9 protein-coding genes are annotated in these 14144 nt (G+C 75.8%); 3 read left to right on the top strand and 6 right to left on the bottom strand.

What is annotated here, in order from left to right; genetic code table 11:
* Positions 1-23: 23 nt before the first annotated feature.
* Positions 24-779 (bottom strand): ZIP family metal transporter, encoded by a 756-nt coding sequence (locus ABD223_RS17470; RefSeq protein WP_344037316.1) that lies wholly within the window; start codon positions 777-779, stop codon positions 24-26.
* Positions 780-870: 91 nt separating this feature from the next.
* On the opposite strand from ABD223_RS17470, the gene ABD223_RS17465 reads away from it, so the two are divergent.
* The gene (locus tag ABD223_RS17465) at positions 871-4782 is read left to right on the top strand and encodes a hypothetical protein (protein WP_344037315.1); all 3912 of its coding nucleotides are present in this window, start codon (positions 871-873) and stop codon (positions 4780-4782) included.
* Between the two features lie 116 nt (positions 4783-4898).
* Here ABD223_RS17465 and argG read toward each other — a convergent pair whose 3' ends face one another.
* The 5 genes from argG to ABD223_RS17440 all read right to left on the bottom strand — a co-directional run bounded on the left by argG (position 4899) and on the right by ABD223_RS17440 (position 11570).
* A complete protein-coding gene (gene argG, locus ABD223_RS17460; protein ID WP_344037314.1) occupies positions 4899-6341 on the bottom strand; it encodes an argininosuccinate synthase in 1443 nt (480 codons plus the stop codon).
* 28 nt (positions 6342-6369) lie between these two features.
* Entirely contained in the window at positions 6370-7596 is a 1227-nt protein-coding gene (locus ABD223_RS17455; protein ID WP_344037313.1) for an MDR family MFS transporter, read from the bottom strand.
* Positions 7593-9518, bottom strand: coding sequence for an ABC transporter permease subunit (locus ABD223_RS17450; protein WP_344037312.1), 1926 nt, complete (start codon positions 9516-9518; stop codon positions 7593-7595). Before ABD223_RS17450 ends, ABD223_RS17455 begins: the two co-directional genes overlap by 4 nt.
* Entirely contained in the window at positions 9515-10996 is a 1482-nt protein-coding gene (locus ABD223_RS17445; RefSeq protein WP_344037311.1) for an ABC transporter substrate-binding protein, read from the bottom strand. Before ABD223_RS17445 ends, ABD223_RS17450 begins: the two co-directional genes overlap by 4 nt.
* A gap of 175 nt (positions 10997-11171) precedes the next feature.
* Positions 11172-11570, bottom strand: a complete 399-nt coding sequence (locus tag ABD223_RS17440) for a helix-turn-helix domain-containing protein (RefSeq protein ID WP_344037310.1) — start codon at positions 11568-11570, stop codon at positions 11172-11174.
* 145 nt (positions 11571-11715) lie between these two features.
* Here ABD223_RS17440 and ABD223_RS17435 point away from each other — a divergent pair, with 145 nt between their 5' ends.
* Both ABD223_RS17435 and ABD223_RS17430 read left to right on the top strand, forming a co-directional pair.
* A complete protein-coding gene (locus ABD223_RS17435) occupies positions 11716-13101 on the top strand; it encodes a hemolysin family protein (RefSeq protein WP_344037309.1) in 1386 nt (461 codons plus the stop codon).
* Positions 13098-14144: a hemolysin family protein gene (locus ABD223_RS17430; RefSeq protein WP_344037308.1), complete on the top strand. Its 1047-nt coding sequence runs from the start codon at positions 13098-13100 to the stop codon at positions 14142-14144. The genes ABD223_RS17435 and ABD223_RS17430 overlap by 4 nt, the downstream gene beginning before the upstream one ends.

Below are 14144 nucleotides of genomic sequence, written 5' to 3'. Positions count from 1 at the left end.
GGGGCAAAGCGCGGGTGGCGGGGTCAGCCTTCGAGCTGGGACAGGCCGAAGGCGGTGAGGAAGCCCGCGACCGTGATCAGGCCGATCCACAGGTGGGCGTTCTCGAACGCCTCGGGGATCATCGTGTCGGCGACCATGGTCAGGATCGCGCCGCCCGCCAGCGCGGTGATCGCGGCCAGCACCGCGCCCGACGCGCCGCCCAGCACGCCGTAGCCGAGCATCGCCGCCAGCCCGCTGATCACCGCGATCCCGATCCACAGCCCGAACACGTACCCGCGACCGCGACCGGCCTGCCGCATCCCCGAGGCGCTGGACAGGCCCTCGGGCACGTTGCTGATGAACACCGCCGCCACCGTGACGGCGCTGACCGAGCCGCCGCCGAGCAGGCTGGTGCCGATCACGATCGACTCGGGCACCCCGTCCAGCAGCGCGCCCAGCGCGATGGCGGTGCCGGAGCCGGACCGCTCCTCCTCGGAGGGCTGCTGCCCGCCGGAGCGCTTGCGGTGCCGCGCGCCCCGCTTGGCCAGGGCGACGTTGGCCAGCGTGTAGATCAGCGCGCCGGTCACCGCGCCCACCGCCGTCGGCAGCAGGCCGCCGCGCTCGTGCGCCTCGGCGATCAGCTCGAACGACACCGCGGAGAGCAGCACGCCGCTGCCGAAGGCCATCACACCGGCCACCGCGCCCGCCGGGATCCGGACCAGGTACCCGACCAGGGCCCCCACCACCAGGGCCGAACCGGCCAGCAACCCCCAGCCGCCCGCCACCAGCACACCCGGCACCGCGTCCCCCTCGCAGGTCGTCCGGCGCGGGACCGCCCCGATCGCCGTGCGGCGGCTACCCGGAACACCCGCCCGGAAACGCCACCACGGGGTGGACCCGGCCGGGTGGGGCGTCAGCGGCTACCGGGCCGCCGACCGGGTGCGCGAGCACCAGCGGGTCGCCCTCGGCCTGTCCGACCACCGCCGCGTCGCCGCCCGGCTCACCCACACCGACGACCGCGGTCGGGCGGTTGGGCCGGCCACGGCGCCCCCGGGTCCCACCGGCGGCGCGCGGAGCTGGACCGGCCGCCGGCCGATCGACGACAATGTCGGCGTGCCCGACGACAGCGGGGTGCCCGAGCACCACAACCGGGTGACCGGTCCCGCGTTCCAGCCGGTCGTGCAGGCCCGCGACATCAGCGGCGGGGTGCACCTCGGCGCCGGGTCGCCCGCAGCGCGGTCGCGCTACCGGGAGCAGGTGCGCCAGATCGCGCCGCCCGAGCTGGTCGGCCGGGAGGCGGAGCTGGCCGAGCTGGCGGAGTTCTGCCTGGGCGCCGACGCCGCGGGTGGCTACCGCTGGTGGCGTGCGCCGAAGTGGGCGGGCAAGTCCGCGCTCCTGTCCTGGTTCGTCCTGCACCCGCCGCCCGGGGTGCGGGTCGTGTCGTTCTTCGTCACCGGCCGCCTGGCGGGCCAGGACCACCGCGGCGCGTTCGTCGACGTCGTGCTCGAACAGCTCGCCGAGCTGCTGGCGGAGCCGCTGCCCGCGCTGCTGCCCGAGGCGACCAGGGAGGCGCACCTGGTCGGGATGCTGGCCGAGGCCGCCGAGCTGTGCCGGTCGCGCGGCGAGCGGCTGGTGCTGGTCGTCGACGGCCTGGACGAGGACCGGGGCGCGGCCGCGCCCACCGGGGCGCACAGCATCGCGGCGCTGCTGCCCGCCAACCCGGCCGCCGGGATGCGGGTCGTCGTCTCGGGGCGGCCCAACCCGCCCGCGCCCGCCGACCTCAGCCCGCACCACCCGCTGCGCGACCCGGCGATCACCCGGGACCTGGCGGTGTCCGCGCGGGCCCGCGTCCTGCGCGACGACATGGAGCTGGAGCTGGACCGGTTGCTGCGGGGCGGCCCCGCCGAGCGGGACCTGCTGGGCCTGGTCGTCGCGGCGGCCGGCGGTCTCGGCGGGCGCGACCTGGCCGAGCTGACCGGCCGCGGCGAGCACGAGGTGCGCCGGCAGCTGCGCACGGTGGCGGGCCGCAGCTTCGACGTGCGCCCCGGTCGCTGGCGGCCGGGCACGATCTACCTCCTCGGCCACGAGGAGCTCCAGGCCTCGGCCGAGGAGCGCCTGGGCGACGCCGCGCTCGCCGGGTGCCGCGAGCGCCTGCACCGCTGGGCCGACCGGTACCGCGACCTCGGCTGGCCCGAGGACACCCCCGAGTACCTGCTGCGCGGCTACCACCGGCTGCTCCTGGCCACCGGCGACACCGCCCGGCTGGTCGCCGCCGCGACCGACCCCGCCCGGCACGACCGGGTGCTGGACCTGTCCGGCGGCGACGTGGAAGCGCTCGGCGAGATCGGCGCGACCCAGGACGCGCTGCTCGCCGCCGAACGCCCCGACCTGCCCTCCCTGGCACGGCTGGCCGTGCACCGCGACCGCCTGGTCGAGCGCGGTTCGACCATCCCCGAGCGGTTGCCCGCGCTGTGGGCGAGCCTGGGCAACGTGGCCCGCGCCGAGGCGTTGACCGACCCGGTCCGCGGGCCCGTCGCGGCGGTGCACGTGGCCGGCGCGCTCGCGGCGGCCGGCCACCTCGACCGCGCCGAGGAGCTGGCCGCGGCGATCACCGACCCGGACCACCGGACGGAGGCGCAGCTCGCCCTGGTCGAGTCGATGGTCGCGGCCGGCCACGTGGAGCGGGCGGTGTCGGTGGTCCGCGCCCTGCTGTCGGCGCAGGCCCGGGTCGCCGCGGCGCTGCTGCTCGCGCGCGCGGCGGCGGAGGCCGGTGACGGGGCCGAGGCGCTGCGGCTGGCCGGGTCCGCGCGGACGACGGCGGAGTCCCTGTCCGGCAGCGAGGCGAGGGAGCACGCGATCGTCACGGCGGCGGAGGCCGCCGTGGTGGCCGGTGACCTGGACGGCGCGGAAGAGCTGTGCGACGCGATCACCAACCAGGCGCTCGCCTTCCCGGTGATGGCGCGGCTCGCGGTCGAGGCGGCGCGGGTCGGCGACCACGAGCGGGCGCGGCGGCTGGCGGGGTCGGTGGAGCGCCGCGCACCCACCGGCTCCCGGCCCGCCGTCATCGCGATGATCGCCACGCGGGACGCCGCCGAGGTCGACGAGCGCGTCTCGTCGATCAAGCCGCCCGGCGAACGGGTCAAAGCCCTCGTGGCCCTGGCCGCGGAAACCGGGGACCCCGGTCCGCTCGACCGCGCGGTCGAACTGCTGCCGGAGCTGGGCGGCTCCGCGGCCGAGAGCGTCGTCGAGGCCTTCTCCGCACTGGGCGACGTGCGCCGCGCCGAGGAGGTGGCCACCGCGCACGGCGTCCGGTGGCCCTCGGTGCTGGTGTCCCTCGGTCAGGCCGCCGTGGCCCACGGGCAGCCGGAGGCGGCCCGGCGGGACCCCGCCGAGGCGGAGGTGGCCGCGCGGTCGACCTCCGCCTCGGCGAACCGGCAAGCGGCCCTCCGGTCGCTCGTGCTCGCCCACGCCGCCCGGGGCGACACCGCCGAGGCGCGTCGCCTGGCCGCCGCCTTGAGCGACGCGACGGGGAACGGCAGGCTCGACCTCGTCCGCGCCGAGATCGCGCTGGGCGAGCCGGGGCGCGCGGAGCAACTGGCGCTCGGCATCGAGGACGACCGCGACCGGATGCGGGCGATCCGCCTGCTCGTGGAGGCGACCCGCGACCACGACGAGGCCGAACGGCTCGTGCGGCTGGCGCCGGACGCCCGGGAACGGGTGGAGCTGCTGGTGCGCCTGGCCCGCGACCTCGCCGCCGCCGGGTCGCCCGACCGGGCCGAGGACATCGCCCGGTCGATGCCCGACGGGCACTGGCGCGTCGAGGCGCTGGTGGCCGCCCTGTCCGGTGCGCCGGAGTTCTCGACCCGCGCCGCCGGGCACGCGGACGCGCTACCCCACCTGCCGTGGCGGGCCAGGCTGCTGACGGCCGCCGCCCGCGCGGGTCGCGACGACGCCCTGTTCGCCCGCGCCGACGCCGTCGTGCGGCGGATGGGGAACCCCTTGGCGAAGGTGCGCGCGCTGCTCGACCTCGCGGACGGCGGACGTGCGACCGGCAGGCGTGGTCTCGCCCGCTCGGCGCTCGCACGGGCCGGGGTGGCGCTGCCGGGCATCGCCCGGCCGGGTCACCGGGCGCGGGCCGCCCTGGCCCTGGTCGCCGCCCACGCCGCGCTCGGGGACCACGACCGGGCCGCGGAACTCGCCCGGTCGTTCGACGGCGGCCCTTGCCGCGCCAAGGCGGAAACGCTGGTCGTGCGGGCCTTGGCGGTCGTCGAGGACTTCGACCGCGCGGAAGCCGCCGCGTCGGCCATCCCGGTCACCCGGTACCGCGTGGAGGCCTTCCAGTTCCTGGTGAAGGCGCTGGCCACCGCGGGCTTGGCGGACCGCGCGCTCGACCTGGTCGAGGAGATCGCACCGGGGCGCCCGCGCTCCCGCGCGCTCGTCTCGGTGATCGGCGCGCTGGCGGCGAACCCCGCCCACCTGCCGCTCGACCGCGTCGAAGCCCTGGTGGACGCGCTGCCCGACCAGGAGCACCGGTCGGACGCGTTGGAGGCGCTGGCCCGCGACGCGCTGCGGCGCGGCGACCACGTGAGGGCCGAGGCCGTCGTCGCGGGGATCCAGCCGGCCGAGCGCCGGGCCGAGCTGTGGCGGCTCCTGCTGGACGACCCGGGGCACCGCGCCACCGGCCGCCCGGCCGCCTTCCTGCTGAGCACCGTGAAGTGGTCCGACGCGCTGGGGGCGGTGGCCGGGGCGCACCCCGAGGTGCTCGACGTGGTGACCGCCGAGTTCGACCTGGTCGACCGGTGAGCGACCGATCGGCGGCCCCGCTACCGCTCCCCGCGCGGGTCGACCCGGCCAACCGGTGAACCCCGCTCGACCGGTGAGCCCCGCGCGGACCGAGCGGTCCGAGCGGGGCCGCCCGGTCAGTCGTTGCCCGCCTCCAGGGCGGCGTGGTCGAGCAGCTCGTCGTCCGCGGTCCTGCCTCGGGAGGCGATGACCTCCGCCCCGCCCTCGGGCATCTCGCCGATCAGCTCGGTCGGCGCGGTCGGCGCGGCGTTGATCAGCGTCGACTGGCTGCCGATCATGCCGAGGCCCGCGTACTGCTCCAGCTTGGCGCGGGAGTCGGCGATGTCGAGGTTGCGCATGGTCAGCTGGCCGATGCGGTCGACCGGGCCGAACGCGGAGTCCTCGGTCCGCTCCATGGACAGCTTGTCCGGGTGGTAGCTGAACGAGGGGCCGGTGGTGTCCAGGACCGAGTAGTCCTCGCCGCGGCGCAGGCGCAGGGTGACCTCGCCGGTGACCGCCGTGCCGACCCAGCGCTGGAGCGACTCGCGCACCATCAGCGCCTGCGGGTCCAGCCAGCGGCCCTCGTAGAGGAGCCTGCCCAGCTTGCGGCCCTCGCTGTGGTAGGCGGCGAGGGTGTCCTCGTTGTGGATGGCGTTGACCAGCCGCTCGTAGGCGGCGTGCAGCAGCGCCATGCCCGGGGCCTCGTAGATGCCGCGGCTCTTGGCCTCGATGACCCGGTTCTCGATCTGGTCGGACATGCCCAGGCCGTGCCGGCCGCCGATGGCGTTGGCCTCCAGCACCAGGTCGACGGCGTTGGCGAACTCCTTGCCGTTGATCGTCACCGGCCGGCCCTGCTCGAAGCCGACGGTGACGTCCTCGGCGTGGATCTCGACCTCGGGGTCCCAGAACCGCACGCCCATGATCGGCTCGACGAGCTCGATGCCCGCGCCGAGGTGTTCGAGCGCCTTGGCCTCGTGCGTCGCGCCCCAGATGTTGGCGTCGGTGGAGTAGGCCTTCTCGGTGCTGGCCCGGTACGGCAGGTCGCGGGCGAGCAGCCACTCGGACATCTCCGTGCGGCCGCCGAGCTCGCGGACGAAGTCGGCGTCCAGCCACGGCTTGTAGATCCGCAGGGAGGGGTTGGCGAGCAGGCCGTAGCGGTAGAACCGCTCGATGTCGTTGCCCTTGTAGGTGGAGCCGTCGCCCCAGATCTGCACGTCGTCGTCGAGCATCGCGCGCACCAGCATGGTGCCCGTGACGGCCCGGCCGAGCGGGGTGGTGTTGAAGTACGCGCGGCCGCCGGACCGGATGTGGAACGCCCCGCAGGCCAGGGCCGCGAGCCCTTCCTCGACGAGGGCGGCCCGGCAGTCGACCAGGCGGGCGAGCTCCGCGCCGTAGGTCGAGGCCCGGCCCGGGACGGAGGCGATGTCGGGTTCGTCGTACTGGCCGATGTCGGCGGTGTACGTGCACGGCACCGCCCCCTTCTCACGCATCCACGCGACCGCCACCGAGGTGTCGAGGCCGCCGGAGAAAGCGATGCCGACGCGTTCGCCGGCGGGGAGGGAAGTGAGCACCTTGGACACGAACAGAAGTATGCACGACGATGAATGATCATTCATAGCCGGGGTGGTCGAGGCCCTGCCCGGACCTCTCGGCGCCCTTCGGCCGGGGTGGCACGCACAGCGCGCCCGCGAGCGGGACGAGGGCGAGGACCAGCCACGACGTCGCGCCCTCGACGTCGACCAGCGCGCCGAGCGGCCCGGACGCCGCCAGGACCAACAGGCCCGCCAGCGACGACATCGCACCCAGGTGCAGGCCCAGTTCCCGCTCGTCGACGAGGTCGGGCACCAGCGCCCGCGCCGCCGGGACGGCGAGCACCTGGCCCGCGGTGAGCAGCACGACGAACGCCAGCGCGGGCCACAGGCCGCCCACCGGCAGCAGCAACGCGGTCGCACCACAGCCCGCCGCGATGAGCAGCAGCCCCGCGCGCAGCGCGGCCCGGGGCGTCAGCGCGCGGGCCGACCAGCGCGACACCGGGACCTGGCACAGGACGACCAGGCCGGACGACAGCGCGAACAGCCAACCCAGGGCGGCCTGGTCGCCGGTCGCGCGCCCGACCTCGGCGGGCAGCGCCAGGTACAGCTGGTTGTAGAGCACGAGGTAGCTGCTGTAGGCGAGGCAGAGCAGCAGGAACGCGCGGTGGCGCGCGATGCCGGCGAGCCCGGCGGTGAACGACCGGGGCGCCGCGGTCGCGGGCCGGTGCGGCATCAGGCGCCAGTGGCCGAGCAGGACCAGCGTGAAGACGCCCGCGCCGGCCAGGCAGGCGGTGGGGAAGCCGGAACCGAGGAACAGCACGCCGAGCACCGGCCCCAGCAGCGCGCCCGCCTGCCCGGCGGCGTTGAACAGGCCGAGCAGCCGGGTGCGCCGCTCCCCGGTGCGGCGCTCCCGCTCGACCGCCAGCCGGGCGACCTCGGTCTCCACCGCGGGCGAGAACAGGGCGGCGGCGAACCCGACCAGCACCACCGCCGCGATCACCGACCAGGTGTCGCGGGCCACCGCGAGCCAGGCGAACCCGGCGACGCGCAGCGCGCAACCCACCAGGACGGCGGGACGCGGGCCGAAGCGGTCGGCGAGCGCGCCGCCCACCACGAAGAGGCCCTGCTGGCTGAACGTCCGCAGGCCCAGCACGAACCCGACCAGCCAGCCGGCCAGGCCGAGGTCCTCGCCCAGGTGGGTGGCCAGGTACGGCAGCACGGCGTAGAAGCCGAGGTTGAAGGCGAACTGGGTGCCGACGAGGAGCCGGACGAGGCCGTCCGCCCGCGCGGTGGTCGTGGTCATCGGGCCCTTCCGGGCGCGGCGCGCCCGCCCGCGAGGGTCGCGGCCGAGACCGCGAACACCGCGAGCAGCACCAGCGCGCCCGCGGGGGCCAGGGTCGCCCACGGCGCGCGTTCGACGTACGGCAGGGATTCGGCGAGCAGCAGGCCCCACTCGGGCGCGGGCGGCGACGCGCCGAGGCCGAGGAAGCCCAGCGAGGCCAGGGCGAGCGCGATGCCGGGCAGGCGCAGCACGGCGTGCCGGGCGACCGGTCCGGCCACGGCCGGCAGCACGTGGCGGGTCAGCGTCCACAGCGGCGACGCGCCGAGCGCCCGCTGGGCGGCGACGTGCGTGGCGGCGCGGTTCTCCTCGACCAGCGCGGCCGCGTGGGAGGCCAGCGCGGGCCAGGACACCAGGCCGACGGCCAGGGACGCGCCGGCCGCGCCGGGTCCGGCCGCGGCGGCGACCAGCAGGCCGGCGATGACCGGCGGCACGGCGTTGGCGGTCTCGGCGGCGGCGCGGGCCACGCCGGGCAGGAAACCCAGCGCCAGCGCGACCGCGCACGAGCACAGGCAGACCAGGACGGCGACGCCGAGCGTGGCGAGCGCGCCGTGCCCGACGCGGGCGAGCACGTCCCGGCCGAGGGCGTCCGTGCCCAGCGGGTGCGCCCAGCCCGGCGGTGAGAGGCGGGCGGTGGTGTCCAGGCGCAGCGGTTCGCGCAGCAGGCCCCGGCCGACGACGAGCGCGAGCACCGTCGCGGACGCGGCGACCAGGACGTGGTGCGCCCGGCCCGCACGCGTCGCGACCGGCGGCGGAGCGGGCAGGGCGGCCGCGCGCAGCGCCGGACCGAGGACCCGGCGGCGCACCACCGACGTGACCGCGCCGCCCGCCGTGCCGAGGAGGACCAGGGCGATGACGGACGCCTGGAGCAGCGGGAGGTCCTGCGCCTCGGCCGCGCCGAGCGCGGTGCGGCCCAGTCCGGGCACGGCGAACACCACCTCCACCGCGACCGCTCCCCCGGTCAGCCCGACGGCGACGAGCCCGAGCTGCGGCAGCACGGACGGCAGGGCGCGGCGCACGGCGGCCCGCGCGATGACGGCGGGCGCGCAGCCCCACGACCGCCACAGCACGACCCAGCGCTCACCGAAGACCGGCGGCAGGGCGTCGTCCGCGAGGCGGCCGAGGACCGCGCCGGCCGGGACGCCGAGCGCGAGCGCGGGCAGCACCAGGTGCCGGGGCGACTGCCAGCCGTAGGGCGGGAACCAGTCCAGCCACACCGCGCCCACCACCAGCAGCACGGCCGCGAGCAGGAACTCGGGTGCGGCGGCGAGGACCGCCGCGGTGGCGCCGCTGCCGCGGTGCGGCAGACCGCGTGCGCCGCGCACGAGGGTCCGCGCGCACAACGCGGCGGCGACGGGCAACGCGACGGCGAGCGCCGCGGCCATGAGCGTCACCGAGACGCCGAGACCGGTCAGCACCGAGGGCAGCACCGCGTCGCCGGTCACCCACGACCGGCCGAGGTCGCCGCGCGCCGCGCCGGCGAGCCAGTCGCCGAACAACGCCAACGGGTTCACCGCGGAACCCGGTTCGCCGAGCCCCAGGTCCCGGCGGACGGCGTCCAGCGCCTCGTCGGTCGGGTCCTGCTCCCCGGCTCGGGCGCGCAGCACCGACAGCGCCGGGTCACGGCCCGCCAGCCACGGCACCAGGCCTACCGCGGCGACGACGGCGGTGATCGCGACGAGGCGGGTCGCGGTCGGACCGATGTGGACCATCGCGGTGGCTGCCCCGGTGACTGCCGCGGTGACTGCGGTGGCGGCCTTGCCCACCGGACCGGACCCGGCCCCGACCGGAGCGGTGGCCGCAACCCGGTCGGCGGCGGTCAGGTCGGCGGCAGCCCGGCCACCGGCAGCCCCGCCGGTGTCCGACCCGGGCCGTCGGGCGCTCACCTCAGGTGGGTCGCCGCGGTGACCAGGACTCGTTCGCGCGGGTCCTTGGCCGAGTCCACCACGGACGTCGCGTCGCCCTGGATGACGCGCTCGTGCAGCATCGGCACGGCGGCGTCGGTGCGCAGCACGGCGGCCTCGGCGGCGAGGATCGCGGCCCTCCTGGCCTCACCGGCCTCGGCCCTGCCCGCCGCGCCGACCAACTCGTCCACCGCCGGGTCGCACAGCCCGGACAGGTTGAAGGAGCCGTCGCAGGTGAAGTCGGACCTCAGGTAGGCGACGGGGTCACCGGAGTCGAGCACGGTCGCCCGGGACAGGATGAACGCGTCGAACCGCCCGGCCAGCGCGTCCTGCTCGATGTGGGCGTACTCGCGCACCACCTGGGTCACGGTGAACCCGGCGTCCTCCAGGCGCTGCTGCACGACCGAGGCCACCTCGGGCAGCTCGGCCCGGTCGGAGAAGGTGGCGAGGGTGATCGCGGCCCCGTTCGGCGGCGCCGGCGCGGTGCGGTCGGCGAGCGGCGCGCGGCCCTCGGCGGCCCACGGCAGGGCGGGCCCGAGCAGCCCCTCGGCGACGTCGGCGCGGCCCTCGTAGACGCCGCGCACGATCTCGTCGGCGTCGATCGCCTCGCGCGCCGCCGCGCGCAGGCCGGCGTCGAGGAACGGGCCGGACCTCGTGTTGAGGTACAGGGTGTTGGTGCGCGGCATGGGCACCTCGGTGAGGGTGGCCGGGTCGAGGAGCGCGGCCTGGGAGACCGGGACGGCCTCGGCGATGTGCGCCTCGCCGCTGCGGACGGCGGCGGCGCGGGCGGTGCCGTCGGGCACGAACGACACGTCGATGCCCGCGGCGCGGGCCTCCTCGCCCCAGTAGCCGTCGAACCGGTCGAGGGTGGCGGTGGTGGTGCCGTTGACCGCGACGAGCCGGAACGGGCCGGTGCCCGTGCCGACCGGGTCGACCCGGCCGTCGTCGGCGTAGGCGCGCTCGGCCAGGATCGCCAGCTGCGGCGAGGAGAGCCGGTGCGGCACCAGCGGGTCCTGCTCGCCGGTGGTGACCACGACCGAGTTCTCCCGGGCCTCGGCGGTGAGGTCGACGCCGTCGAGGATGCGCGGCTTGGGCGACGCGGCGGTGGCGCGGCGGAGGGTGTTGACCACCGCGGCCGGGGTCAGGGCGGTGCCGTCGTGGAAGGTCACCCCGCCGCGGATGGTGAACTCCCAGGACCGGTCGGAGGTCCGCTGCCAGTCGGTGGCCAGGCCGGGCCGCGCGTTGCCGTCCGCGTCGAGGGTGACCAGGGTCTCCGCGGTGGACCAGCGGGAGAGCTTGAACGCGTCGTCGCTGAACGGCGAGAGGCCGGAGCGCGGCGGTTGCAGCATCGCCAGCTTGATTCGGCCGTCGCCGGGACCGGCGTCGGCGGCGGGGTCGCCGGCGAAGCAGCCGGACGCGAGCAGCGCCGGGACCAGGACGAACGGGAGGAGAGCGCGCACGGGAGCACCTGAGGGGTTGGCAACGGGAGTGGCCTCACCCTAAGCACATGACAACCGTTTTCATACTCAACTGTGGCTCGTCCCACGCCGACCGCGGCCGTGCGCGCGGAACGAGCGGAACCGCGTGGAACCGTTGCGACGCCCGGTCCCCACCGTCCTCTCCGGACGGAGCCGGTCAGGGCGCGAGCATGTCCGGCGGGATCTGGAGCGCGACGGTGATCAGCGAGTGGACCCGGGTGGCGATGGCCGCCAGCAGCCCGTGCACCTCCGGTGACGCGCTCTCGGTCGCCGCCTGGAGGACGCGCAGGTCCTCGTTGATGCGGTCGAGGATGGCGCTGACGTCGACGTGCGAGGTGCCGAGCGCGCCGGCGATCTGCTCCAGCGGCAGGCCCTCCACCTCCAGCCGCTGGACGAGGTGGATGCGGTCGACGTCGGACGGGTGGTAGAGCCGGAAGTTGCCCGCGGTGCGCTTGGTCGGGGACAGCAGCCCCAGGCTGGTGTAGTAGTCGACGGTGCGCGAGCTCACACCGGCCCTGGCGGCCAGTTCACCGATCTTGAGCAGGACTTCCGTCACCACCGGCTCCCCTCCGCCGCGTCACGCCAACCGTACAGTGCGACGTGTTAGTGTTGAGTATGCCTGATGAAGCAGACGTTGACGGCTGTAGTACTCGGCCGGGCAGGACCCGGCTGAACTGCACGACCACCCCGACGAGCACGCCGTGTTGATCTTCACCGGCCTGCTCGCGATCGTGGCCCTCACCGCGGCCACCGGGTACTTCGTGGCCCAGGAGTTCGCCTACATGGCGGTCGACCGGGGCAAGCTCCAGCACTTGGCCGAGGGCGGCGACAAGGCCGCGGGCCGCGCGTACGCGGTCACGCAGCGCCTGTCGTTCATGCTCTCCGGCGCCCAGTTCGGCATCACCGTCACCGCGCTGCTGGTCGGCTACGTGGCCGAGCCGCTGCTCGGCACGGGCCTGACCGGCCTGGTGGGCCTGACCGGCCTGCCCGAGACGGCGACCACGCCGCTCTCCATGGCCATCGCCCTGGTGTTCGCCACCGCGGTGCAGATGGTGCTCGGTGAGCTGTTCCCGAAGAACCTGGCCATCGCCGAGCCCGAAGCCCTGGCCAAGGCGCTGAGCGGCTCGACGATGGTGTACCTGAAGATCGCCGGCCCGGTGATCCGGCTGTTCGACGCGGCGGCGAACAAGCTGCTGCGCGCGGTCGGCATCGAGCCGGTGGAGGAGCTGCCGCAGGGCGCCACCCCCGAGGACCTCAAGCAGATCATCGGCGACGCGGGCGCCGAGGGGCACCTCGACCCCGAGCTGTCCCGGTTGCTCGACCGCGGCCTGGACTTCCGCGGGCTGGTGGCCGAGCAGGCCATGACGCCCCGCGTGACGGTGCACACCATCGGCGCGGCCGAACCGGCGGCGCGCGTGGTCGAGCTGCTGGACACGGGCCGCTCCCGCTTCCCCGTGGTCGGCGACGGCCTGGACGACCTGCGCGGCGTGGTCGGGTTGGCCGAGGTGCTGACCGTCGAGCCCGAGGCGCGTGCCACCACCCCGGTCGGCGACGTGGCCGTGCCCGCGCTGGTGGTGCCCTCGACGCTGCCGCTGCCCGCCGTGCTGGAGCGGTTGCGCGCCGAGCACCGCCAGCTGGCGTGCGTGGTGGACGAGTTCGGCGGGTTCGCCGGCGTGGTGTCGCTGGAGGACCTGGCCGAGGAGCTGGTCGGCGAGATCCACGACGAGGACGACATCGTCGAGCAGGCCATCGAGCCGATCGACCCTGGCGTGTGGCGGGTGCCCGGCCGGATGCGCGTGGACGAGATCGCCGACGCCACCGGGGTCGAGCTGCCCGAGCACGACAGCTACGACACCGTCTCCGGCCTGCTGCTGCACCTGCTGGGTCGCACGGCGCGGGTCGACGACCGGGTGGAGTTCGACGGCATCTCGCTCCGGGTGACCGAGGTGACCCGCAACGTGCCCAGCTGCGTCGTGCTGAGCAGCACCGACCACGGCAGTCCCGACCACAGCGGCACCGATCGGAACGGCGCCGATCGGAACGGCGCCGCGCGCGACACCGCCGGGCACCGCGAGGGGGTCCGATGAGCACCACCTGGGCCCTGTTGGTCTCGCTGGTCCTGCTGGTGGCCAACGCGTTCTTCGTCGCCGCGGAGTTCGCCCTGATCGCCGCCAAGCGGCACCGGCTGGAGCAGGCCGCCGAGACCAGCCGCGCGGCGCGCGCCGCCGTGGCCGGTGTCCGCGAGCTGTCGCTGATGCTGGCGGGCGCGCAGCTGGGCATCACGCTGTGCACGCTGGGGTTGGGCGCGCTGGCCAAGCCCGCCGTCGCCGACCTGCTCGACCCCCTGCTGGTCGGCGTGGGCCTGCCGGACGCGGTGGCGTACGCGATCGCGTTCACGCTGTCGCTGGTCCTGGTGGTGTTCCTGCACATGGTCCTGGGTGAGATGGCGCCGAAGTCGTGGGCGATCACCCACCCCGAGCGCTCCGCGACGCTGCTGGCCATCCCGTTCCGGGCGTTCGCCCACTCCGTCCGCCTGCTGCTCAGCGGCCTCAACAAGACCACGAACGCGCTGCTGCGCGCGTTCAAGGTCGAGCCGCAGGACGAGCTGGCGCAGGCGCACCGGCCGGAGGAGCTGCGGCTGCTGGTGCGGCAGTCCGGCGAGCACGGCCTGATCCCGGAGGGTCAGCAGCGCCTGCTCACCCGGATGCTCCAGCTCCAGAAGACGACCGTCTCGCAGATCATGGTGCCGATCGACCAGGCGGTCAGCGTCACCGAGGACACCGGCGCGCGGGCGATCGAGCACCGCAGCCGCGAGTCCGGGCGCTCCCGCTTCCCGGTCGTGGACGCGCGCGGCGGTTTCGTCGGCCTGGTGCACATCCGCGAGGCGGTGCGCGCCACCGCCGCGGGCGCGGACGTGCCGGCCCGCGAGCTGATGTCCCGGCCGCTGACGCTGTCCGCCGGGATGCCGGTGGCGGGTGCGGTGACCGCGATGCGCGAGGACCGGGCGCAGTTGGCGCTGGTGGCCGACGCGGACGACCGCGTGGTCGGCATCGCCGCCCTGGAGGACCTCCTCGAAGAGCTGATCGGCGACTTCGAGGACGAGACAGACACCCCGCTCCGCAAGAGCTGA

Source organism: Saccharothrix xinjiangensis (assembly GCF_039527585.1).
Classification (GTDB): Bacteria; Actinomycetota; Actinomycetes; order Mycobacteriales; family Pseudonocardiaceae; genus Actinosynnema; species Actinosynnema xinjiangensis.
This window is presented reverse-complemented; position numbering and strand designations above follow the sequence as displayed.

Excerpts from the sequence above, each read along its gene's own strand:
- ABD223_RS17455 (WP_344037313.1), bottom strand. The coding sequence starts at position 7,596 with ATGACCACGACCACCGCGCGGGCGGACGGCCTCGTCCGGCTCCTCGTC.
- ABD223_RS17430 (WP_344037308.1), top strand. The coding sequence starts at position 13,098 with ATGAGCACCACCTGGGCCCTGTTGGTCTCGCTGGTCCTGCTGGTGGCC.